A 22,595-nucleotide genomic window follows, 5' to 3' on the forward strand; every position below is an offset into this window, starting at 1 on the left:
CGACGATGACGCATAATTTCTGTGAGAGCTGCAACCGGGTGCGGCTGACCTGCACGGGCACGCTCTACATGTGCCTGGGCCAGGAGGACGCCGCCGATCTGCGCGCGCCGATCCGTGCCTCCGCAGACGACGCGGCGCTGCATCGCGCCATGGAAGAGGCGATCTCGCGCAAGCCCAAGGGCCACGACTTCGTCATCGACCGGCGCCGCGGCAAGCCCGCAGTCGGACGCCATATGAGCGTCACCGGCGGCTAAAGGCCAATGAGGCCGGATCCGGATGAAGGCCGGGTGTCAGTTGACCGTGCCGTCGATGGTGGGGGACGGATGGGCGAGACCGTTCAAAGCGCCCATGTCTCCAATCTGGACGACCCGCCCCGAGACCTTCACGCCGTAGGGGACCAGGGCCGCGATCGAGCGGGACAGAACCTCGGGCGCCATCCCCAGGCGCGATGCCAGAACCCTCTTGTCGAAGGGCAGCTCAAAGCGTCCCGTCCCGCCGCTCTCGCAATCATGCGTCAGAATCCAGTTCGCGAGGCGCTCCAGGCTCGAACGCAATTTCTGGTTCTTCAGCTCCCTGACGACGCCGCGATAGGCACCAGCCAGTTCGAGCGCGAGCGCGCGTGAAAAGGCGGCGTCCTCGCCGAAAGAGCGTCGCACTGCTTCAGCCGGGATCAGAAGGACGCGCGACGGCAGCAGCGCACGGGCCGATTTCAGATAGACGCGATCGAGGATGACGGCGGCCACGATGAAGCTGTGGCCGGGTCCAATCACCGAGATCGTCGTCTCGCGGTCACGGTAGGCCGAGTACATCTCGATCTGGCCATCGATGATGACGTGCAGGAAATCGGCTGGATCGCCTTCCCGCGCCAGTTCCACATGGGCGGGAAATCGCTGCAGAAACGAGGCGCGGAGCATCGTTTCGACATGTGTCGAGGCGACGCCGACGAACAGCGGCAGGGTCCGCATTTCCTCGATTTCGTCGTGACGCATGATCCCCCCTGGTGGGCACACTCTAGCCGCTAATGCAATTATGCTCTTGATTTATATCAAGTACGATACCGGAAGATGAAATCCTAGAGATTGATGATCGGTTTATTGTACATGATCAAAACATGTTGCGGTCTTGAAAGATTATAGACCGGCTTCATGCTTGATTTGCATCAAAGAGAAAAGACTCCGTGAGAAGGACACCTGCCCCGTCTTGAATGAACGCGGGGGCAGACATGGTCGGTGTAGCAGTCTTACCATCGGAACAGGGCCGGGCGCTCTGGCTTTCGACCATCGCTTTCACAGTCTGCTTCGCGGTCTGGACGATCTTCGCGATCATCGGCATCCAGATCAAAAAGGACCTCGGGCTCTCCGAGACCCAGTTCGGCCTGTTGGTCGGCACGCCGATCCTGACCGGCTCGCTCATCCGCCTGCTGCTAGGGATCTGGTCCGACCAATATGGCGGCCGGGTCGTCTACACGATCACCATGCTGTCCGCGGCCGTGATGACCGGGCTGCTCACCTTCGCCTATGACTACACCACCTTCCTGATCGCGGCGCTCGGCGTCGGCATCGCGGGCGGGTCGTTCTCGGTCGGCGTCGCCTATGTGGTGAAGTGGTATCCCAAGGAGAAGCAGGGCACGGCGCTCGGCATCTTCGGAGCCGGCAATGTCGGCGCGGCCGTCACCAAGTTTGCCGCCCCCGTCATCATGATCGCCTATGGCTGGAAGACCGTGGCGCTGGTCTGGGCCATCGCGCTCGCGATCACGGCCGTGATCTTCTTTCTGTTCACGAAGGACGATCCCGACCTCGCCCGGCGCCGTGCTTCCGGCCAGAAGCCCGAGCCGCTCTCGGCGATGATGGAGCCGCTGCGCAACATCCAGGTCTGGCGCTTCTCGCTGTACTATTTCTTCGTCTTTGGCGGCTTCGTCGCGCTGGCGCTCTGGCTGCCGCGCTACCTGATCGGCGTCTACGGCCTCGACATTGCCGCGGCCGGCATGGTCGGGGCGATGTACTCGATCCCGGCCTCGATCTTCCGCGCCTATGGCGGGCATCTTTCGGACAAGTATGGCGCGCGGACGGTCATGTACTGGACCTTCCTGGTCGCGGTCGTCTGCACCTTCATCCTCGCCTATCCGCCGACGCAGTACGTGGTCGAGGGCATCCGCGGCCCGATCGCGTTCTCGACGCGAATGGGCCTGCTGGGCTTCATGGCGGTCGCCTTCGTGCTCGGCTTCTTCATGAGCCTGGGCAAGGCCGCGGTCTACAAGCACATCCCGGTCTATTATCCCGATCGCGTCGGTGCGGTCGGCGGCGTCGTCGGCCTTGTCGGCGGGCTGGGCGGCTTCGTCCTGCCGATCGCCTTTGGCGCGCTGAACGATCTCACGGGCGTCTGGCAGAGCTGCTTCTGGCTCCTGTTCCTGATCGCCGCCGTGTCCCTGATCTGGATGCATCTGGCCGTCCGCCAGATGGAGACGGCCGCCGCCGCGGCAGGCGTGCCGGTCCAGGACCTGCCCGAACTGCCCGAGATGCAAGCCATACATGGCGCAGCGCAGAAGGGCGCGCTCGCCGCCAAGGGCGCGATCCAGGACTGGCGTCCCGAGGACAAGAGCTTCTGGGACCAGACGGGGCAGGCCGTCGCCCGGCGGAACCTCTGGATCTCGGTGCCTTGCCTGCTTTTGTCCTTCGCGGTCTGGATGGTCTGGTCGGTCGTCGTCGCCAAGCTACCGAGCGTCGGCTTCGCCTTCACCAACGAGCAGCTCTTCTGGCTCGCCTCGCTGCCCGGGCTATCGGGCGCGACGCTGCGCATCTTCTACAGCTTCATGCCCGCGATCTTCGGCGGCCGGCTCTGGACGACGCTGGCGACCTGGTCGCTGCTGATCCCTGCGCTCGGCATGGGCTTCGCTGTCCAGAACCCGGAGACGCCTTACTGGATCTTCCTCGGCCTGGCGCTGCTCTGCGGGTTCGGTGGCGGCAACTTCGCCTCTTCGATGGCCAACATCTCTTTCTTCTTCCCCAAGGCGGAGAAGGGCAACGCGCTCGCGATCAATGCGGGTCTCGGCAATCTCGGCGTCAGCGTCGTCCAGTTCGTCGTGCCGCTGGCGATCACCGCCGGTGTCTTCGGGGCGCTCGGCGGCGCGCCGCAGACGGCGACCGTGGCGGGCGTCACCTCGACGCTCTGGCTGCAGAACGCCGGCTTCGTCTTCGTGCCCTTCATCGTCGCCTCGGCCTTCGCGGCCTGGTTCGGGATGAACGACATCGCGACGATGAAGGCCTCCTTCACCGATCAGGCGGTGATCTTCCGGCGCACCCATAACTGGATCATGTGCTGGCTCTATACCGGCACCTTCGGCTCCTTCATCGGTTTCTCGGCCGCCTTCCCGCTGCTGGCGAAGATCCTGTTCCCCGATGTGAACGTGCTGCAATACGCCTTCCTCGGTCCGCTGGTCGGTGCCGTGTCGCGGGCGGTCTCCGGCAAGGCCTGCGACCGGATCGGCGGGGGGCGGATCACCTTCTGGGTGTTCATCGCGATGAGCCTTGGCGTCGGCGGCGTGCTCTACGCCATCGGCATGAAGGGCGACGCGAGCGCCTTCCCCGTGTTCTTCGCGAGCTTCCTGTTCCTCTTCGCCGCGACAGGGGTCGGCAACGCCTCAACCTTCCAGATGATCCCGGCGATCATGCGGCTCGAGATCGCGCGCCTCGAACCCCAGATGAGCCAGCCCGAGCGCGTCAAGCAGTCGGACAAGGAAGCCGCCGCGATCATCGGCTTCACTTCGGCGATCGCCGCCTACGGCGCCTTCTTCATCCCCAAGAGCTTCGGCACCTCGATCGCGATGACCGGCGGGGCGGGGGCAGCGCTCTACGGTTTCCTCGGCTTCTACCTCAGCTGCATCGCGATCACCTGGTGGTTCTACACCCGCCGCGGCGGCCTCCTCTTCGACACCGAGCATGCCGTGTCGGCCTCACCTGCCAGCCCGCTTCCGACACCGGCTGAATGATCTTCGCCCTCCGATTCCGATTTCCCTCGAGGGGACCGCAATGAGCCATTTTCTCGACCGACTGACCTTCTTCAACAAGGTTTCCGAGCCGTTCTCCAATGGCCACGGCGTCATGACCAGCGAAGACCGGAGCTGGGAGGATGGCTACCGGAAGCGCTGGCAGCACGACAAGATCGTGCGCTCCACCCACGGCGCCAACTGCACCGGCTCCTGCTCCTGGAAGATCTACGTCAAGGGCGGCATCGTCACCTGGGAGACGCAGCAGACCGACTATCCGCGCACCCGGCCGGACCTGCCCAACCATGAGCCGCGCGGCTGCTCGCGCGGGGCGTCCTATAGCTGGTACCTCTACTCCGGCAACCGGGTGAAATACCCGCTGATCAGGGCCCGGCTGCTCAAGCTCTGGCGAGAGGCCCGCGCCACGCAGACGCCGGTAGCGGCCTGGAAAAGCATCGTCGAGAACCCGGAGAAGCGTGCGGCCTATACCAGCAAGCGCGGCCATGGCGGCTTTGTGCGGGCGGGCTGGGACGAGGCGGCCGAGATCATCGCCACCGCAAACGCCTATACGGCGAAGACCTACGGCCCCGACCGCGTGTTCGGCTTCTCGCCGATCCCGGCCATGTCGATGGTCTCCTATGCCGCCGGCTCGCGCTACCTCTCGCTGATGGGCGGCGTCTGCATGTCCTTCTATGACTGGTACTGCGACCTGCCACCGGCCTCGCCGCAGACCTGGGGCGAGCAGACCGACGTTCCGGAATCGGCCGACTGGTACAATGCCGGCTTCATCATCCTGTGGGGCTCCAACGTCCCCCAGACCCGGACGCCAGACGCGCATTTCTATACTGAGGCGCGGTACAAGGGCATGAAGAGCGCGGTGATCTGCCCCGATTACTCAGAGGCTGCCAAGTTCGGCGACATCTGGCTGAGCGTGAAGCAGGGCACGGACTCGGCGCTGGCGATGGCCATGGGCCACGTCATCCTGAAGGAATACCATATCGACCGGCAGGTGCCGTATTTCCGGGACTACGTCCGCCAGTACAGCGACATGCCCATGCTGGTGAAGCTGGCGAAGCAGGGCGACAATCTCGTCCCCGACCGCTTCATCCGGGCCTCCGATTTCGACGCCGGCCTCGGCGAGGCCAACAATCCCGAATGGAAGACCGTCGCCTTCGACGAGACCACCGGCAAGATCGTCGCGCCGGGCGGCACGATCGGCTTTCGCTGGGGCGAGAGCGGCAAATGGAACCTCGAGGAGAAGGATGCCGCCGGCGCCCCGACGAAGCTTAGGCTGTCGCTGGCCGAGATCAGGGATGAGCTCGCCGAGGTCGCCTTCCCCTATTTCGGCAATATCGAGCACGAGCACTTCGCCTCGACCGATCATGGCAGCGTCCTGAAGCGTCTGGTCCCGGTGAAGCGCCTGGCGCTCGCGGAAGGCGAGACGCTCGTCGCCTCCGTCCACGACCTCTTCCTCGCCAATTACGGCGTCGATTGCGGCTATGGCGGAGACAATGTCGCGTCCTCGCTCGACGACGACACGCCCTACACCCCGGCCTGGGCCGAAAAGATCACTGGCGTCTCGCGCGACAAGATCATCCAGGTCGCGCGCGAGTTCGCGACCAATGCCGAGAAGACCAAGGGCCGCTCGATGATCATCATCGGGGCCGCGATGAACCACTGGTACCACGCCGACATGAACTACCGCGGCGTCATCAACATGCTGGTGATGTGCGGCTGCGTCGGACAGTCGGGCGGTGGCTGGGCGCATTACGTCGGCCAGGAAAAGCTGCGGCCGCAGGCCGGCTGGGCACCGCTGGCCTTCGCGCTGGACTGGGGCCGTCCGCCGCGTCAGCAGAACTCGACCTCGGCCTTCTATGCCCATACTGACCAGTGGCGCTACGAGACCGTGCGCATCGCCGATCTCGTCTCGCCCACGGCGCCCGCGGGTCCCTGGGACGGCACGCTGATCGACTACAACATCCGTGCCGAGCGGATGGGCTGGCTGCCGTCCGCGCCGCAGCTCGAAACCAATCCCCTGCAGGTCGCCAGGGACGCCGCGGCCGCCGGCATGGAGGCCAAGGACTATGTCGCACAGTCGCTGAAGGACGGCTCGCTGAAGCTGTCCTGCGAGGATCCCGACAACCCGGTCAACTGGCCGCGCAACCTGTTCGTCTGGCGCTCCAACCTGCTGGGCTCGTCGGGCAAGGGCCATGAGTACTTCCTCAAGCACCTGCTCGGGACGACCCATGGCGTGCTGGGCAAGGACCTCGGTCCCGAGGGCAGGGCGCGCTCGACCGAGGCCGTCTGGCACGAGCACGCGCCGGAGGGGAAGCTCGACCTGCTGGTCACGCTCGACTTCAGGATGTCGACGACCTGTGTCTATTCCGACATCGTCCTGCCGACGGCGACCTGGTACGAGAAAAACGACCTCAACACCTCCGACATGCACCCCTTCATCCATCCGTTGACGAGCGCGGTGGACCCGGCCTGGGAGGCTCGCTCGGACTGGGAGATCTACAAAGGCCTGGCCAAGGCCTTCTCCAAGGTCGCGCCCGAAGTGCTCGGCGTCGAGAAGGACGTCGTCCTCAACCCGATCAAGCATGACAGCCCCAACGAGATCGCCCAGGCCTTCGCGCCCAAGGACTGGAAGAAGGGCGAGTGCGAGCCGATCCCAGGCAAGACCATGCCGGTGGTGACGGTGGTGGAGCGCGACTACCCCAACCTCTATGCCCGCTTCACCGCGCTCGGCCCGCTGATGGACACGATCGGCAACGGCATCAAGGGCATGGCCTGGAAGACCGGCCATGAGGTCGAGCACCTCAAGGCACTGAACGGTGTCCATCTCGAGGGGGCCAACAAGGGGCTCGCCAAGATCGTCACCGACATCGACGCCGCCGAGATGATCTTGATGCTGGCGCCGGAGACCAATGGCGAGGTCGCGGTCAAGGCTTGGGCCGCGCTCGGCAAGGCGACCGGCCGCGAACACACCCATCTGGCGCTGCCCAAGGAAGACGAGAAGATCCGCTTCCGCGACGTCGTCGCCCAGCCGCGCAAGATCATCTCCGCGCCGACTTGGTCGGGGCTCGAGAGCGAGAAGGTTTGCTACAACGCCGGCTATACGAACGTCCACGAACTGATCCCGTGGCGCACGCTGACCGGCCGCCAGCAGCTCTACCAGGACCATCTCTGGATGCGCGCCTTCGGCGCGGGGCTGTGCGTCTACCGCCCGCCGCTCGACCTGCGCGCAGTCGCCCCGGTGATCGACCAGAAGCCCAACGGCGAGAAGCAGATCGTTCTCAACTTCATCACGCCGCACCAGAAATGGGGCATCCACTCCACCTACACCGACAACCTGATGATGCTGACGCTGTCGCGCGGCGGTCCGATCGTGTGGCTCAGCGAAACCGACGCGAAACGCGCCGGCATCGTCGACAACGACTGGGTCGAGGCCTTCAACAGCAATGGCGCGCTCGTCGCCCGTGCCGTGGTCTCCCAGCGCATGAAGGACGGCACGCTCTTCATGTACCACGCGCAGGAGAAGATCGTGAACGTGCCGGGCTCGGAGATGACCGGCAATCGCGGCGGCATCCATAACTCCGTGACGCGCATCGTCATCAACCCGACCCACATGATCGGCGGCTACGCGCAGCTCGCCTACGACTTCAACTACTACGGCACGATCGGCACCAACCGCGACGAGTTCGTGGTGATCCGCAAGCTGAAGACCGTCGACTGGCTCGAACGGCCCCATGCCGACGCGTTGCGCGCTCCCGTCCCCGCCCATGCCGCCGAGTGAAAAGGATCACGACGATGAAAATCCGCGCTCAGATCGGCATGGTGCTGAATCTCGACAAGTGCATCGGCTGCCACACCTGCTCGGTGACCTGCAAGAACGTTTGGACGAACCGAGAAGGCATGGAATACGCTTGGTTCAACAACGTCGAAACCAAACCCGGCATCGGGTACCCCAAGGACTGGGAAAACCAGGACAAGTGGAAGGGCGGCTGGCGCCGCAAGGCGAACGGCAAGATCGAACCGAAGATCGGCGGCAAATGGCGGATCCTGGCGAACATCTTCGCCAATCCGAACATGCCCGAGATCGACGACTACTACGAACCGTTCACCTTCGATTACGAGCACCTCCAGAAGGCGCCCGAGCTCGAGGCCTTCCCCACGGCGCGCCCGCGTTCGCTGATCACTGGCGAGCGCATGGAGAAGATCGAATGGGGGCCGAACTGGGAGGAGATCCTCGGCGGCGAATTCGCCAAGCGCTCCAAGGACGCCAATTTCGAGGGCATCCAGAAGGAGATGTACGGCCAGTTCGAAAACACCTTCATGATGTACCTGCCGAGGCTGTGCGAGCACTGCCTCAACCCGACCTGCGCCGCCGCCTGCCCCTCGGGCGCGATCTACAAGCGCGAGGAGGACGGCATCGTCCTGATCGACCAGGACAAGTGCCGTGGCTGGCGCATGTGCGTCTCGGGCTGCCCCTACAAGAAGATCTATTTCAACTGGTCGTCCGGCAAGTCCGAGAAGTGCATCTTCTGCTACCCCCGCATCGAGGCCGGCCAGCCGACGGTCTGCTCGGAAACTTGCGTCGGTCGCATCCGCTATCTCGGCGTGATGCTCTATGACGCCGACGGTATCGAAGAGGCGGCCTCGACCGTCTCCGACCAGGACCTCTACGAGGCGCAGCTCAAGATCTTCATGGATCCCAACGATCCCGCGGTGATCGCCCAGGCGCGCGCCGACGGCATCTCCGAAGCCTGGCTGGAGGCGGCGCGCCAGTCGCCGATCTGGAAGATGGCGATGGAATGGAAGGTCGCCTTCCCGCTGCACCCGGAATATCGCACCCTACCCATGGTCTGGTACGTGCCGCCGCTGTCGCCCATCACGGCCGCGGCGGAAGCCGGCAAGATGGGCATCGATGGCGGCATGCCTGACGTCAAATCGTTGCGCATCCCGCTCAAATACCTCGCCAATCTGCTGACGGCAGGCGACGAGGCCCCCATCGCGACCGGGCTGGAGCGGATGCTGGCGATGCGCGCCTATATGCGCGCCAAGACGGTCGACGGCGTCCTCGACGAGGCCATCGCCCGGCGCGTCGGCCTCACCGGCGCGCAGATCGAGCAGATGTACCACATCATGGCGATCGCCAATTACGAGGACCGCTTCGTCATCCCGACGACCCATCGTGAGGTGACGCAGGACGCCTACGAGCTTCGCGGAAGTTGCGGCTTCTCCTTCGGCGATGGCTGCCTGCCGAGCGACGACAAGGTCAACCTGTTCGGCGGCATCAAGCTCAAGAACGACAAGCCCAAGATGGGAGCGCTCTGAGATGAAGACGCTGAAGGTCCTCTCCGCCCTCCTGTCCTACCCGACCGAGGAGCTCCTCGCCGCCCGCGACGAGCTGATCGGGGTGCTCGAGCGCGAGGCCGTGCTACCACGGGCGGAGCGCCGTGCGCTCGCGCTGCTGATCGACGACATCGCGGCCGGCGACCTCATGGACATGCAGGAGCGCTATATCCTGCTGTTCGATCGGACGCGGGCGCTCTCGCTGCATCTCTTCGAGCATGTCCATGGCGAGAGTCGGGACCGCGGCCAGGCCATGGTCGACCTGATCAAGGTCTATGAAGACGGCGGCTACACGCCGACCGTGACCGAGCTGCCGGATTTCCTGCCGCTCTTCCTCGAATTCGCCGCGACCCGGACGGCGGCCGAGGCCATCGAACTGATCGGCCAGCCGGGCCATGTCTTCGCCGCGCTGCGGGAGCGCCTGCGCAAGCGCAGCTCGCCCTATGAGGCTGTGTTTTCCGCGCTCGCCCGGCTGAGCCAGGCGCGGCCTGACGCTGCGATGATCGAGCGGTTGCTGGCCGAGCCCGATCCGGAGCCGGACGATCTCGAGGCGCTGGATGCCGCCTGGGCCGAGGAGGAGGTTCTGTTTGGCCCCGGCGCCGCCGCCGACGACTGCGGCAAGGACACGCTGTCGGCGAAGCTTCGCCAGGCGCGTCGGCCTGCGCCAGGGCTCGAACCCGTTCCGGGAGCCGGGCCCCGCATGACCGTCACCCATTCCGGCATCACGACCCGCACGGGAGCCTGAAGACCATGCGCGACTCGATCTTTCACATCCTCTTCGTCTGGTATCCTTACGTCTGCCTGTCGGCCTTCATCTTCGGCTCAATCATCCGGTTCGACCGCGAGCAGTACACCTGGAAGGCGTCGTCCAGTCAGATGCTGCGCAAAAAGCAGCTCGCTTTGGGATCAAACCTCTTCCACATCGGCATTCTCTTCCTGCTGATGGGTCACACGGTCGGGCTTCTGACGCCGACGGCGCTCTATACCCTGGTCGTCACGCCCGAGCAGAAGCAGTTCATCGCCATCATCGCCGGTGGTGTGGCGGGGGTAATCTGCTTCGTCGGCCTGACCCTGCTCTTGCATCGGCGGCTCTTCGACGCCCGGATCCGCCAGACCTCGACCTACATGGACCTTGGCGTGCTGGCGATCCTCTGGGTCCAGCTCGTGCTCGGCCTGGTGACGCTGCCCTATTCCTTTAGCCACCACGACGCCTCGGTCATGCTGGTGCTGTCGCATTGGGCGCAGGGCATCCTGACGGTCCAGCCGGTCGATGCGCACACCCTTCAAGGTCTGAACTGGCCCTATCTGGTTCATCTCGTGCTCGGCATGACGATCTTCCTGATCTTCCCGTTCTCGCGTCTGGTCCACATCTGGTCCGCCCCGGTCTGGTATCTCGGCCGCAAGGGCTATCAGGTCGTGCGGACACGCCGCGTGCTGACGTCCGGGCCGGCGGGCCGGTCCCCCAACCAGCCCGGAGTGAGATCATGACCAACGCCACAGCCTCCCCCTGCGCCGTCAAGCCGGCCGTTTCGCACAAGCCGAAGACCGTCAGCGTCAATGGCGTCGCCATCGCCCGCGCCGCGATCGCGCAGGAGACGCAAAACCATCCGGCCGCAAAGCCGATCGAGGCCTTCCAGGCCGCCGCCCATGCCCTGGTCGTGCGTGAACTGCTGCTGCAGGAGGCGCGACGGATCGGATTTCCCGCAGCGCCGGCCACCGATGACGAGGGCAGGCGCGAGACCGAGGAGGAGGCGCTAATCCGCCAGCTCGTCGAAGACGAGGTGGTCACCCCAGAAGCCGACGAGGTGAGCTGCCGTCGGTATTTCGAGGCCAACCGGATCCGCTTCCAGTCGCCCGCGATCATCGAGGCGCGTCACATCCTGCTGCCGGCAGCTCCCGGCGACGTGCCGGCGCGGATGGAGGCGAGCCGTAAGGCTTCGCTGCTGATCCTGCAGATCCAGCAGGATCCCGCCTGCTTCGCCGCACTGGCGGCGGCGGTCTCGGCCTGTCCGTCGGGCCAGACCGGCGGCCATCTCGGGCAGATCGGTCCGGGCCAGACCGTACCCGAATTCGAAACCGCGCTGGGCCGGCTTCCGATCGGCTCCGTCGGCGAGGATCCCGTCGAAACCCGCTACGGCTTCCACATCGTCTGGATCGAACGCCGCATCGCCGGCCAGCCTTTGCCCTTCGACGCCGTGCGGGCGCGGATCGCCGCCTGGCTCGACGAAAAGGTCCGCCGCATGGCGATCCAGCAATACATCACGATCCTCGCCGGGCGCGCCGAGATCACCGGCGTCGAGATCGCGTCGAGCCCATCCCCCTCGTTCAATAGGAGCCTGCCATGCAGCTCGGAGCCCTTTTGACCCGGCTGTCGGACGAAAGCGACGCCGCCGTGGCGCTCGATGCACTGGGCGACGTCGTCCTGCTCGCGCAAATCCAGGAGATGGGCGGTCAGCATGACGAGACGCCGGGCGAATACGTCGCCAATGCCTCGCGCCGCTACGCGGCGCAGGCCGGCGACGAGGACTGGCTGGCGCTAATGACCGCCATCGAGCGCGCCGACGATCCCGCCCGGGTCGTGCTCGGCAAGATGCTGCGCTGGGCGCTGGAGCGCGACGCGGCTCCCGCCCCGGCGATGGGCGGTAGCTGCTCATGCGGCTCCGGGGGCTGCGATGATCATCGATGACGCGGCTGCCGCCGGCGGAGAGGGCGCGGGCAGGACTTTTGCCGACCCGATCCCGACGGCGCTTCTCGATGCGCCGCTGGAATACATCCTTGTCGATCATGCCCGGCAGCGCAGCGTTTGCGCCGCCTTTCGCCGCTTCATCCGGCAGGGATATGTCGATCGCGCCGAAGCAGACGCGGTCGTCACCTACCTTCGTCGTGATGTCGATCTGCATCACCGGGACGAAGAGGAGGACCTCTTTCCTTCCCTGCTTCGCCGCGTGCTGCTGGAGGACGATCTGGGAGCGACGCTGGCGCGGCTCGTCGCGGATCATCGCCAGTCACGGACGATGATCGAGGCGATCATCGCAGTTCTGGCCAGGCGGGCGGGCCCAGGGCCCATCAGGCTGGGATCCGCCGCACGCAAGCTCCTGCTCGCCTACGCGGCCAGCGAACATCATCACCTGGCTGCCGAGAACGGGATCGTGCTGGCGATTGCGCGCGTTCGGCTCACGCGGGGCGATCTCACGGCGATGAGCGCGGCCATGAAGGACCGACATGGGGCGGGCGCCTGATGTCGCGCACGCTCGATCATCTGTTCGATCGCAATGTCATCTGGGCTCAGTCCAAGACCCGGGCCGATCCCCATTTCTTCCGGCGCATGGCCGAGCAGCAGGCGCCCCGCTATCTCTGGATCGGCTGTTCGGACAGCCGCATCACGGCCAACGACGTCCTTGGTCTCGATCCCGGCGAGGTCTTCGTCCATCGCAACATCGCCAATGTCGTCCACACCAGCGACATGAATATCCTCTCGGTGATCGAATATGCCGTCGAGCAATTGAGGGTCGAGCACATCATCGTCTGCGGCCACTACGGCTGCGGCGGCGTGCAGCGGGCGCTGGTGACGGAACGCGGTGCGATGCTGGACCACTGGCTTCAGCCTATTTCGATGCTGCACCGCAAGCACCGCGAGACATTCGCACGCATGCCAAGTGAGGCATGCCGTCTCGACCGGATGTGCGAGATCAACGTGGAGATGCAGGTCCGCCGGGTCGCACAGACACCGATCGTCGAGAATGCATGGGCGCGCGGCCAGGAGCTGAACCTCCATGGCTGGATCTATGCGATCGAGGACGGCCTGCTCCGCGACCTCGGTCCGCATTTGTCGTCGATCGAGCAACGCGACGCGCTGCCCTCGATCGACCATCGCGTCCTTCATCCCGTCGAGGCCGTTAGCGCGCTGAGGCGCCAGGCTCTGGACGCCTTCGCAAACCTCGCCGAGGTCGAGCACTTGGATTCGCCCGGCTGCAGGGCGACCGGTCTCCACCCTCCCGGTCATGGCTGAACCCGAGACAAGAGCGACCCCGATGCCGGACATCATCACCATCACGGCCCTGATCTACACCGACAGCGATGCTGCGGACCGCGCCCTGCGCGACGTCGCCATGACCTTGATGGAGCGCGGCATCCGGCTCGCCGGGCTGGTCCAGCACAACACGGCGCGCGCAGGACGGTCGCGCTGCGATATGGTCCTCGAGGAACTCGCAAGCGGCGAACTGATCGGGATTTCGCAGGATCGCGGTCCGCTAGCGCGCGGCTGCGCGCTCGACGTTGGTCAACTGCTGGGCGCGATGCAGATCGTGCGCGCGGCGCTCGACACGGGGCCGGACCTCGTCATCCTGAACAAGTTCGGCAAGACCGAAGCGGAGGGCGCGGGCTTCCGCCCCCTGATCGCCGAAGCAATGGAGGCCGGCCTGCCGCTACTGATCGCCGTACCTTGGCGCAACATCGAGAGCTGGCGCCTCTTCACTGGCGCAATGGCGCGAGAGGTCGACCTGGATCAACTGACCGCCGATGGACCCAGCTTGTATGACGCCCTGGGCCTCGGACTCGGCTCAGACGAGGCGCGGGAGCCTGCGATCCAGCTGCTTCCGGCGACCTCGACGCGTCACTGACGATCGAAACCAAAGCGCATCTGTCGGCCGGTCATTGATGCTGCGCAATGCAGGTGAGGCTGCAGCGATGAAAGCTGGCTGAACGAGGCCTTGCGGATCGTCGCGCCCTTCCGAGATCGGATCTGACCATGTCCAAGCGCATCGCGCTGCCGGCCGTTGTGATCCTCATCGCGATGGCGGTGGCCGGCATCGTCTATGTCTGCAAGCTGAGCCCCGTCACCGTCGAAGTCGCTCGGGTCGAGCGCGATGTCGAAATCCGGGTCTTCGGGCTGGGCAGCGTCGAGGCGCAGGTGTTGTCCCGGATCGGCTTTCAGGTCGCGATCGAGCGTGAAGCCGCGGTCATCGTCGTGACGCATGACGAGAAAATCTTCTCGCGCCTCGACCGGATGGCACACCTACGCGATGGGCGTATCGTCGACGTCGTCGAAAGACCGCCGGCATGATCCCTGAAGAAGTACCGCTCTCGCGGGCCTGGGTCTCCTCCAACGCTGTCGCTTTTTCGTGCCTGCTCAGGCGAGTCCGAATTCGACACGCAGATCGACCGCGTGCGCTATTCCCGGAAGTCCTCTTCCAGACGACGGACTGGAAGCCTGCGGAGCGTTCGGTGAGCCATCGCCGCGGGCTCCGTCGGACGGCGGCAGGCGGCCTGTTATCAACTGTACGCGGGACTCCGATCGACGGCTCAGGCCGTGGCACCGTCGCCTGGCTCTGTGAGCGCGCTGCGCCAAGTGATTTGCATCAACGCAGATCGACCCTAGGCGGCTCAGAAGGCTCCATTCGCCGGAGCGCATCGTGACCTGCCATTCGTCGCCTTTCAGATGTTTGCTTTCAGCCGCTCGCCTATGTAAGGGAGGGCTGGGAGCATGAACGCGCTTTTCACCTGGCTGACCGACCGCCTTCTGCGAATGACTTGCCTTTCCGACGCTGTCGCCGCCCTCTTGGGGGAGCATGAGCATCGACGTTGCGACGCGGGTCGGCACCAGCCTCCACTTCTTCATTTATGATGTCGTGAAGATCTTAATCCTGCTTTCGGTGCTGATCTTCTCCCTTCCTTATGTGCAGAGTTATTTTCCTCCGGAGCGAACACGACGCATCCTTGGGGGGCGTTCTGCTTCACCTCGGCGGGCTTGAGCGCGAGCGGGGCGAAGCGAGTCCCAATAACCGCCAGCCGACCGAGCGCGGTCTGGAAACGTTCCTTGGCCTCACATGCGCTCTTGGTGCGCAACGAGACATAGACCTTGTCGGAGATGGTGACGGTGACCGGCTCGTCTGCAACCCGCAGCGTCACGGCGCAACCGCGCGACCTCGCTCGGAACGCGAACGTTGAGGTCGTAGGTCCCGACTTGGTAGCGAAGGGACGGGGCATCGCAAGGGCCATGTGTGCAACCGCCGTGTGAAAGCGGATGCTCGATAAGCCCTTACAAAACCGTAACTCTTGTCCTGCTGAGGAAAAAGAGTGGTGCCCAGGAGAGGACTCGAACCTCCACGCCCTTGCGAGCGCCAGCACCTGAAGCTGGTGCGTCTACCAATTCCGCCACCTGGGCAACGGCGGTTCGTTTACGGAGGCGTCGCGGTACTGTCAACGCCTGCGGAGCGATTTGTTGGAGATCGCCGGATTTTCATGTGCGCTATCGGATCGATCGCCGCGGCTGGTGAGGCCGCGGCGGGAGAAGGGCCTGGATTTCAGGCGGCGCGGCGCCTGGTTTCGGGCTGTGTGTAGGCAGGCTGCGCATCATGGCTGCCGCCGGCTCCCGCCCTGTCCTGCCCGGTCCTGAAGGCCGCGACGAGGTCGTTGAGCTGTCCGATGCGGGAGGAGAGCGAGGCGGCCGACGCCGCGCTCTGTTCGGATAGCGCTGCGTTCTGCTGGGTCATCTCGTCGAGATGGGCGACGGCCTGGCTCATCTCGTCGATGCCGTTGGCCTGCTCTCCGGCGGCCGAGGAGATGTCGGCGATGGTGGCGGCGACCTTGCGGGAATGGCCGAGGATCTGGCTCAACTGGTCGCCGGCCTGGCGCACCAGCTTGACGCCCTCGCCGACCTCCATGTTCGACGACGAGATCAGGCCGGAGATGTCCTTGGCGGCGGCGCTGGAGCGCTGCGCCAAAGTGCGCACCTCCGAAGCGACGACCGCGAAGCCCTTGCCGGCATCGCCGGCACGGGCGGCTTCCACCGCTGCGTTGAGCGCCAGCAGGTTGGTCTGGAAGGCGATGTCGTCGATCACCCGGATAATGTCGGAGATCTTCTGCGAGGCGCTCTCGATGCGGGCCATCGCGTCGACCGCCTGGCCGGCGATGGTGCCGCCCGACTGGGCCGCCTGCATCGCGTCATTGGCGATCGCGGCTGCGTCCTTCGAGGCCTGGGCCGAGGCCTTGACGCTGGCCGCGAGCTGTTCGGTGGTGGCGGCGGTCTCCTCCAGGCTCGAGGCCTGCTCCTCGGTGCGCTTCGACAGATCGTCGGCACCCATGTTGATCTCGCGGGCGGCGAGACCGACATCGGCCGAGGTCACCTGGATCGTGCGCACCGTCGTCGAAAGACGGTCGACCGTGTCGTTGATGCTCGACTTCAGTTCGGCGAACTTGCCGCGATAGGCCGAATCGACCCGCACCGTCAGGTCGCCGCCGGCCACCGCCGAGAGCGCCCGGGCGAACTCGCTCGTCGCCGAATCGACCACCGCATTGATCTCGTTGATGCCGGCGACGAGCTTCTGCATCTGCGTATCGGCATGGTCGATCTGGAGACGCGCCGAGAAATCGCCGGCCGCGGCAGCCGCCACGACCTCGCCGACATCCGACACCACCGCCTCCATCGACTGCGCCCGGGCAAGGCGCGCGGCAGCAGCCGCCTGTTCCTGCTCCTGCAGCTGGGCCACCTTCTCGCTGCTCTCGCGCAGCACCGAGACGGCCCGGGCCATTGCCCCGATCTCGTCCTTGCGATCGAGATGCGGCACCGAGACCTGAAGGTCTCCAGCCGTCAGCCGGTCCATCACCCCGCCGAGATCGAGAAGCGGCTTGATGATCGCACGCCGGGAGAAAGCGACTGCCGCTGCGATCGAGAGACCCAGCAGCACCAAGAGGCCGATCGGCAACATCACGCGCATCTTGCCGGCAAAGGCCGAAGCCTCGGCCTCGAACACGTTACCCGCTTCCTCGTTGAGACGGCTGAACGCCGACAGCCCCTCGATCAAATCAGTCCGGTTGCGCCGGCTGGCCTCGCTGTTGCCCCAGGAATCGGCTGCGCGTCCGGATACCTCAAGCGCCAGCTTGGCGGTCTCGGCGCGGATTGAGGCAAATTCCCCGACCAGCTTGCTGATCTTGTCGGTGCGCTCGCGCTCGCTGTCGGGGATGGTCGCGAGGAAGACTTTCAGCCGCTCGTCGACCCGACCCAGGCCTTTCTCGATCGCGGCCGCCGCGATCTTCGCCTCGTTGGGGTTGCGCGCCATATAGGCCAGGCGGGAATCCTCGCTGAGCTGGTTGATGGCGACGTTCAGGCGTTCCGTTGCCAGCGTCACGTCGTTCTGTTTCGAGACGCGCCCGTTCATCGTCTCCAGCGCGGAGATCGTGATGAGCGCGCTGGCCAGGGCGATCACGGCGCCGATCGCAACGATGCCGATCAGACCAAGGATTTTGTCCCGAATTGATTTCATCGTCTGCGTCCCAGCCTGTCGAATCGTTCGATTTGATCGGTTTTAGCGGCGGGACCTGAAAGCGACGTTAAATCCTTCCGGACATATCATGAACATCGGTCGATACTCGAAAAAATATCGAGCGATTCTCGATCCTTGTGACTGTTTACGTGGCAGCGGCCGCCCATCCGTTGGGCAGGCCTGCATCGCGGTGGCGGCGGATATCGCCGGCTCCATGCCAAAGCGCTTTCCAGAGCGGGGTGAAATGCTTTAGGAGCGTTCCAATCCAGTGCGCGAGGCAAGCCCGACAATGGCGAACGATCTCTCCCTTCCGAGCCAGCAACTCGTCACGGTCTTCGGTGGCTCCGGTTTCGTCGGCCGTCATGTCGTGCGGGCGCTCGTCCAGCGCGGCTATCGTGTCCGCGTCGCGGTGCGCCGGCCCGATCTCGCCGGCTTCCTGCAGCCGCTCGGCACCGTCGGACAGATCCACGCGGTCCAGGCCAATCTGCGCTACCCCGATTCGGTCGCGGCTGCGGTCAAGGGTGCGGCCGCGGTCGTCAATCTCGTCGGCATCCTCCAGGAGGGCGGGCGGCAGAACTTCACCAGCGTGCAGGCCAATGGCGCCCGCACTGTCGCCCAGGCCTGCGCCGTGGCCGGCATCACGCGCGTCGTGCATGTCTCGGCGATCGGCGCGGCCGCCGAATCGGGCTCGGCTTATGCCCGCAGCAAGGCGGAAGGGGAGGCGGCGGTGCAGGCCTCGATTCCCGGCGCGGTGGTGCTGCGCCCCTCGATCATGTTCGGGCCAGAAGACGGCTTCTTCAACCGCTTCGCCGCGCTGGCGCGCATGCTGCCGGTCCTGCCGCTGGTCGGCGGCGGCGAGACGAAATTCCAGCCGGTCTTCGTCGGCGACGTCGCCGAAGCGGTCGCGCGGGCCGTCGAAGGCCGCGTTCAGGGCGGCCGCATCTATGAGCTCGGCGGGCCGGAGGTGAAGAGCTTTAGGGAACTCGTCGCCTATATCTGCAAGATCACGGATCGCAAGCCGATGCTCGTGTCGCTGCCGTTCCCGCTGGCGCGGCTTCAGGCGCACATCCTGGAGATCGTCAACACGCTGACGCTTGGCCTCCTGCCCGACGCGCTGATGCTGACGCGCGATCAGGTGAAGCTGCTCGAAAGCGACAATGTCGTGTCCAAGGCGGCCGTTGCGGAAGGCCGCAGCTTCGAGGCGCTCGGCATAGCGCCGGTCTCGGTCGAGGCGGTCGTGCCGTCCTATCTCTGGCGCTTCCGCAAGACCGGCCAGTTCGACACCGCCCGCAGCGATGCCTGATCTCGTCATCTACGACTGCGACGGCACGCTGATCGACACCGAGACGCTCTATGGCGAGGGTTGCCTCGCTGCCTGCCATGCGCTCGGCCTGACCAACTGGACCATCGACCACTATGTCGACAGCATCGTCGGCATCCCCTGGTCCGACGGCGTCAAGATCATCGAGGCGGCGCATGGCCGTGCGCTGCCGGCCGATTTCGAGGAGAGGATCGAGGATGCGGTGGCGCTGCGGCTCGAGTCAGAGCTGCGCGCCTTGCCCGGCGTGCGCGGGGCGCTCGACGCCATCGGCGGCCGTCGCTGCGTGGCCTCCTCGACGAGCTTGGCACCGCTGCGCCGCAATCTCGCCATCACCGGGCTGATCGATCTGTTCGATCCGCACATCTTCTCCGCCTCGCAGGTGGCGCGCGGCAAGCCCCATCCCGACGTGTTCCTTTACGCTGCGGCGCAGATGGGCGCGCAGCCGCAAGCCTGTCTCGTCATCGAGGATTCGGTGCCCGGCGTGCGCGCGGCGCTTGCTGCCGGCATGCGCGTCGTCGGTTTCACCGGCGTCTCGCATGACAAGCCGCGCAGCGCCGCACGTCTGGCGGAAGCCGGCGCGCTGGCGGTGATCGATGATTTCGGCCAGTGGCCGGCGCTGGTATCGGGGCTGCGCGCCGTAGCCTGACGAGACCGCGGCGTGACCGCGATCCTCAGAGCATGCTCGGCAGCACGCGGTCCGGCGGCTTGTGGCCGTCCATGAAGGTCTTGATGTTGACGATGACCTTCTCGCCCATATCGGCGCGACCCTCATGGGTGGCCGAACCCATATGCGGCAACACCACGACGCGGTGATTACGCGCAAGCTTGAGCAGGCGCGGATTGACCGCTGGCTCGCTCTCGAAAACGTCGAGCCCGGCGCCGGCAAGTTCGCCCGCCTCCAGCATCCGCGCCAGCGCGCTCTCGTCGACGATCTCGCCGCGCGCCGTATTCACCAGGATCGCATCGGGCTTCATCAGCTTGAGCCGCCGGGCCGAGAGCAGGTGATAGGTCGCCGGCGTATGCGGGCAGTTGACGGAGACGATGTCCATGCGCGCCAGCATCTGGTCGAGCGAATCCCAATAGGTCGCGTCGAGCTTCTCCTCGATCCGGGCATCGAGGCGGCGGCGGTTGTGGTAGTGGATCGAGAGCCCGAAGGCGGCGGCGCGGCGCGCCACGGCCTGGCCGATGCGGCCCATGCCGACGATGCCGAGCCGCTTGCCGCTGATGCGCCGGCCCAGCATCCAGGTCGGCGACCAGCCGCTCCATTCGTCGTCGGGAATGACGCGCGCACCCTCGGCGATGCGCCGCGCCACGGCCAGGATCAGCGCGATCGTCATGTCGGCGGTGTCGTCGGTCAGCACGCCTGGCGTGTTGGTCACGGTGATGCCGCGCTGCACGGCGCTGGCGACGTCGATATTGTCGACGCCGTTGCCGAAATTTGCGATCAGCCGCAGTTGGTCGCCGGCTTGCGCAATCAGCCCGGCGTCGATCCGGTCCGTCACGGTCGGCACCAGCACGTCGGCGATCTTCACCGCCTCGACCAGGGCTGCCTGGCTCATCGGGGTGTCGTCGATGTTGAGGCGGGCGTCGAACAGCTCGCGCATGCGCGTTTCGACCACGGCTGGCAGTTTGCGCGTGACCACGACCAGCGGCTTTTTCTTCGACATGGACGGCTCTCCTCCGCTGTCTGTCGCGGCCGCCGCCTTTTGGCCTCAACCCGCCATTAACCGCAGGGCTTCAGGAATGAGGACGGCGTGATCGCTTGGCTTCGCCCGTTCTCTAAGTGGCGTGGCGACGGATGACAACATGACCCTTCGCCGGGGGGGCTCGGCGGCGGGCGGTCGTGAGGATGGAGATCGGACGAATGGCGGGTGTGGCGATGCGCGGCGTCCTGTCGGGGCTGGTGATGCTCGCGGCGGTGGCGACCGGTTCGGCCTCCTGGGCTCAGGACATGCAGGCGGGCTCCGTCACGGGGCTGCCCGTGCCGCGCTATGTCAGCTTGAAGACCGACCGCGTGAACCTGCGCGAGGGGCCGTCCAAGGAACACCGGACCCGCTGGGTCTATCAGCGCGCCGGTCTGCCGGTCGAGGTCGTCGCCGAATTCGAGACCTGGCGGCGCGTCCGCGATGCCGACGGCTCCGAAGGCTGGGTCCTGCACAGCCTATTGTCGGGACGGCGGACCGCTCTCGTCGCGCCCTGGTCCAAGGTGAAGGACGAGACCTTCAGCTTACGGAAGGAGGCTGATGAGGGCTCTGCCGTGGTGGCGCGCCTGCAGCCGAACGTGATCGCCAATGTCGCATCCTGCGCCAATTCCTGGTGCCGGATCAGCATCGCCAACACCGAAGGCTATCTCAGGCAGGAGCGCCTCTGGGGCGTCTATCCCAACGAGAAGGTCGATTGAGCCGGCTGTCGACGACTCAGGAGCCGGCGAGGCCCCGGACCACGATCTGAACCCTCAGTTCGCAGTGTCCGATGGGGCGATCTTGCGCAGGCGCACCACGACATCGACGCGGGCGATCTCATAGCCGGCGGGCGGCTCGGGCAGGGCCGCGACATCCACCGCCTCGGCGGGGATGTCGATCACCGTGTTCTCGCCATCGACGACGAAATGATGGTGCTCGCTGCTGTCGGTGTCGAAGAAGGTCTTGGCGCCGTCGATCGCCAGTTCCCGGAGCAGCCCTGCCTGGGTGAACTGGTGCAGCGTGTTGTAGATCGTCGCCAGCGAGACGGGGATCTTCTCCTTCATCGCCTCTTCGTAAAGCATCTCGGCGCTGATATGCCGGTCGCCACGGGCAAACAGCACCCAGCCGAGCGAGACGCGCTGCCGCGTTGGGCGCAGGCCGACGCGCCGCAGCCGCTGGCGGATGTCATGGAACGGGCAGCCCTTGCGCACGGTCGATCCATAGCCCTCGTCCTGGGAAATCAGATCGTTCATCGCCTCTGGCCGGACCTCGCTTTGGACGGGAGCGTCGGCGACGCCTCCCATGCTTCATTAGACTTGATGTAAGGCTTCAGGGGTGTGCTCGCAAGTTTCGCGACGCGCTGGCGAAGCCGGCCGCGTGCCGGCTGCGCCGTCCGCCCCTTTCGTTCAGGTGTGGCGGCGTGTTAGGCACGGCCTGAATAGTGCCGCCGATCGGCGGTCGGGATGGAGCAGAACAGGTATGCAGCGGCAATCGTCTTTCAGCTACGAGGAGATCCTCGCCTGTGGCCGCGGGGAGCTGTTCGGGCCGGGCAACGCGCAGTTGCCGCTGCCGCCCATGCTGATGTTCGACCGCATCAGCGAGATCGCCGAGGATGGCGGCCCCAATGGCAAGGGCTTCGTGCGCGCCGAATTCGACATCAAGCCCGACCTCTGGTTCTTCGACTGCCACTTCAAGGGCGACCCGGTGATGCCGGGCTGTCTGGGACTGGACGCGCTCTGGCAGCTCACCGGCTTCTTCCTCGGCTGGCTCGGCCTGCCCGGCCGTGGCCGTGCGCTCGGCGTCGGCGAGGTCAAGTTCGCCGACCAGGTGCTGCCATCGGTCAAGCAGGTCGTCTACGGCGTCGAGTTCAAGCGCGTCTTCAAGTCGAAGCTCGTGCTCGGCATCGCCGATGGCTGGCTCGAGGCCGATGGCAAGCGGATTTACACCGTCAGCGACATGCGCGTTGGCCTGTTCAAGCCCGACGCTGCCTGAGG

The 22,595-nt window shown here is 65.5% G+C and carries 20 protein-coding genes, 1 tRNA gene and 1 pseudogene; 16 read left to right on the plus strand and 6 right to left on the minus strand.

Going from position 1 to position 22,595, the window contains the following annotated elements:
* Positions 1-254, plus strand: a pseudogene (locus AC1DYU_RS24845) (GTP 3',8-cyclase MoaA); the annotation flags it as partial.
* Between the two features lie 36 nt (positions 255-290).
* Here AC1DYU_RS24845 and AC1DYU_RS24850 read toward each other — a convergent pair.
* The gene (locus AC1DYU_RS24850) at positions 291-989 is read right to left on the minus strand and encodes a cyclic nucleotide-binding domain-containing protein (RefSeq protein ID WP_158483881.1); all 699 of its coding nucleotides are present in this window, start codon (positions 987-989) and stop codon (positions 291-293) included.
* 233 nt (positions 990-1,222) lie between these two features.
* Between AC1DYU_RS24850 and AC1DYU_RS24855 the strand changes: the two genes are divergently transcribed.
* The 11 genes from AC1DYU_RS24855 (at position 1,223) to AC1DYU_RS24905 (ending at position 14,399) form a co-directional block, all read left to right on the plus strand.
* On the plus strand, positions 1,223-3,985 hold the full coding sequence (locus AC1DYU_RS24855; RefSeq protein ID WP_476793961.1) for a nitrate/nitrite transporter: 2,763 nt from the start codon (positions 1,223-1,225) through the stop codon (positions 3,983-3,985).
* Between the two features lie 40 nt (positions 3,986-4,025).
* Complete coding sequence (locus AC1DYU_RS24860) at positions 4,026-7,778, plus strand: nitrate reductase subunit alpha (protein ID WP_476793962.1); 3,753 nt, start codon at positions 4,026-4,028, stop codon at positions 7,776-7,778.
* A 14-nt stretch (positions 7,779-7,792) separates the two neighbouring features.
* Positions 7,793-9,319 carry a nitrate reductase subunit beta gene (gene narH / locus AC1DYU_RS24865; RefSeq protein ID WP_476793963.1) on the plus strand — a complete coding sequence of 509 codons (1,527 nt, stop codon included), beginning with the start codon at positions 7,793-7,795 and terminating at the stop codon, positions 9,317-9,319.
* 1 nt (position 9,320) lies between these two features.
* A complete protein-coding gene (narJ, locus tag AC1DYU_RS24870) occupies positions 9,321-10,082 on the plus strand; it encodes a nitrate reductase molybdenum cofactor assembly chaperone (protein ID WP_158483885.1) in 762 nt (253 codons plus the stop codon).
* A gap of 5 nt (positions 10,083-10,087) precedes the next feature.
* Entirely contained in the window at positions 10,088-10,825 is a 738-nt protein-coding gene (gene narI / locus AC1DYU_RS24875; RefSeq protein WP_476793964.1) for a respiratory nitrate reductase subunit gamma, read from the plus strand.
* Positions 10,822-11,700 carry a peptidylprolyl isomerase gene (locus AC1DYU_RS24880; protein ID WP_476793965.1) on the plus strand — a complete coding sequence of 293 codons (879 nt, stop codon included), beginning with the start codon at positions 10,822-10,824 and terminating at the stop codon, positions 11,698-11,700. The genes narI and AC1DYU_RS24880 overlap by 4 nt, the downstream gene beginning before the upstream one ends.
* Complete coding sequence (locus AC1DYU_RS24885) at positions 11,679-12,023, plus strand: hypothetical protein (protein WP_158483888.1); 345 nt, start codon at positions 11,679-11,681, stop codon at positions 12,021-12,023. Before AC1DYU_RS24880 ends, AC1DYU_RS24885 begins: the two co-directional genes overlap by 22 nt.
* Entirely contained in the window at positions 12,010-12,576 is a 567-nt protein-coding gene (locus AC1DYU_RS24890) for a hemerythrin domain-containing protein (RefSeq protein WP_476793966.1), read from the plus strand. Before AC1DYU_RS24885 ends, AC1DYU_RS24890 begins: the two co-directional genes overlap by 14 nt.
* The gene (locus tag AC1DYU_RS24895) at positions 12,576-13,346 is read left to right on the plus strand and encodes a carbonic anhydrase (protein WP_476793967.1); all 771 of its coding nucleotides are present in this window, start codon (positions 12,576-12,578) and stop codon (positions 13,344-13,346) included. The genes AC1DYU_RS24890 and AC1DYU_RS24895 overlap by 1 nt, the downstream gene beginning before the upstream one ends.
* A gap of 22 nt (positions 13,347-13,368) precedes the next feature.
* Entirely contained in the window at positions 13,369-13,956 is a 588-nt protein-coding gene (locus AC1DYU_RS24900) for a DUF2478 domain-containing protein (protein WP_476793968.1), read from the plus strand.
* A gap of 128 nt (positions 13,957-14,084) precedes the next feature.
* Positions 14,085-14,399, plus strand: a complete 315-nt coding sequence (locus tag AC1DYU_RS24905; protein ID WP_158483892.1) for a P-loop NTPase family protein — start codon at positions 14,085-14,087, stop codon at positions 14,397-14,399.
* A 551-nt stretch (positions 14,400-14,950) separates the two neighbouring features.
* Here AC1DYU_RS24905 and AC1DYU_RS24910 read toward each other — a convergent pair.
* The 3 genes from AC1DYU_RS24910 to AC1DYU_RS24920 all read right to left on the minus strand — a co-directional run bounded on the left by AC1DYU_RS24910 (position 14,951) and on the right by AC1DYU_RS24920 (position 17,598).
* On the minus strand, positions 14,951-15,244 hold the full coding sequence (locus AC1DYU_RS24910) for a hypothetical protein (RefSeq protein WP_476793969.1): 294 nt from the start codon (positions 15,242-15,244) through the stop codon (positions 14,951-14,953).
* Between the two features lie 169 nt (positions 15,245-15,413).
* Positions 15,414-15,500 (minus strand) — tRNA-Leu (locus AC1DYU_RS24915).
* Positions 15,501-15,639: 139 nt separating this feature from the next.
* On the minus strand, positions 15,640-17,598 hold the full coding sequence (locus AC1DYU_RS24920; RefSeq protein WP_476793970.1) for a methyl-accepting chemotaxis protein: 1,959 nt from the start codon (positions 17,596-17,598) through the stop codon (positions 15,640-15,642).
* Positions 17,599-17,887: 289 nt separating this feature from the next.
* On the opposite strand from AC1DYU_RS24920, the gene AC1DYU_RS24925 reads away from it, so the two are divergent.
* Together AC1DYU_RS24925 and AC1DYU_RS24930 are read left to right on the plus strand one after the other, a co-directional pair.
* A complete protein-coding gene (locus AC1DYU_RS24925; RefSeq protein WP_476793971.1) occupies positions 17,888-18,901 on the plus strand; it encodes a complex I NDUFA9 subunit family protein in 1,014 nt (337 codons plus the stop codon).
* Positions 18,894-19,565 carry an HAD family hydrolase gene (locus tag AC1DYU_RS24930; protein WP_476793972.1) on the plus strand — a complete coding sequence of 224 codons (672 nt, stop codon included), beginning with the start codon at positions 18,894-18,896 and terminating at the stop codon, positions 19,563-19,565. The genes AC1DYU_RS24925 and AC1DYU_RS24930 overlap by 8 nt, the downstream gene beginning before the upstream one ends.
* 25 nt (positions 19,566-19,590) lie before the next feature.
* On the opposite strand, the gene AC1DYU_RS24935 is transcribed toward AC1DYU_RS24930, so the two are convergent.
* Positions 19,591-20,586, minus strand: coding sequence for a 2-hydroxyacid dehydrogenase (locus AC1DYU_RS24935; protein ID WP_476793973.1), 996 nt, complete (start codon positions 20,584-20,586; stop codon positions 19,591-19,593).
* Between the two features lie 197 nt (positions 20,587-20,783).
* Between AC1DYU_RS24935 and AC1DYU_RS24940 the strand changes: the two genes are divergently transcribed.
* The gene (locus tag AC1DYU_RS24940; protein ID WP_476793974.1) at positions 20,784-21,320 is read left to right on the plus strand and encodes an SH3 domain-containing protein; all 537 of its coding nucleotides are present in this window, start codon (positions 20,784-20,786) and stop codon (positions 21,318-21,320) included.
* 54 nt (positions 21,321-21,374) lie between these two features.
* Here AC1DYU_RS24940 and irr read toward each other — a convergent pair whose 3' ends face one another.
* Positions 21,375-21,854, minus strand: a complete 480-nt coding sequence (irr, locus tag AC1DYU_RS24945; RefSeq protein ID WP_158483142.1) for a Fur family transcriptional regulator Irr — start codon at positions 21,852-21,854, stop codon at positions 21,375-21,377.
* Between the two features lie 226 nt (positions 21,855-22,080).
* Between irr and fabA the strand changes: the two genes are divergently transcribed.
* Positions 22,081-22,593 (plus strand): 3-hydroxyacyl-[acyl-carrier-protein] dehydratase FabA, encoded by a 513-nt coding sequence (fabA, locus tag AC1DYU_RS24950; RefSeq protein ID WP_158483143.1) that lies wholly within the window; start codon positions 22,081-22,083, stop codon positions 22,591-22,593.
* Positions 22,594-22,595 lie beyond the last annotated feature (2 nt).

It is taken from the genome of Allobosea sp. P2_B12 (assembly GCF_056404835.1).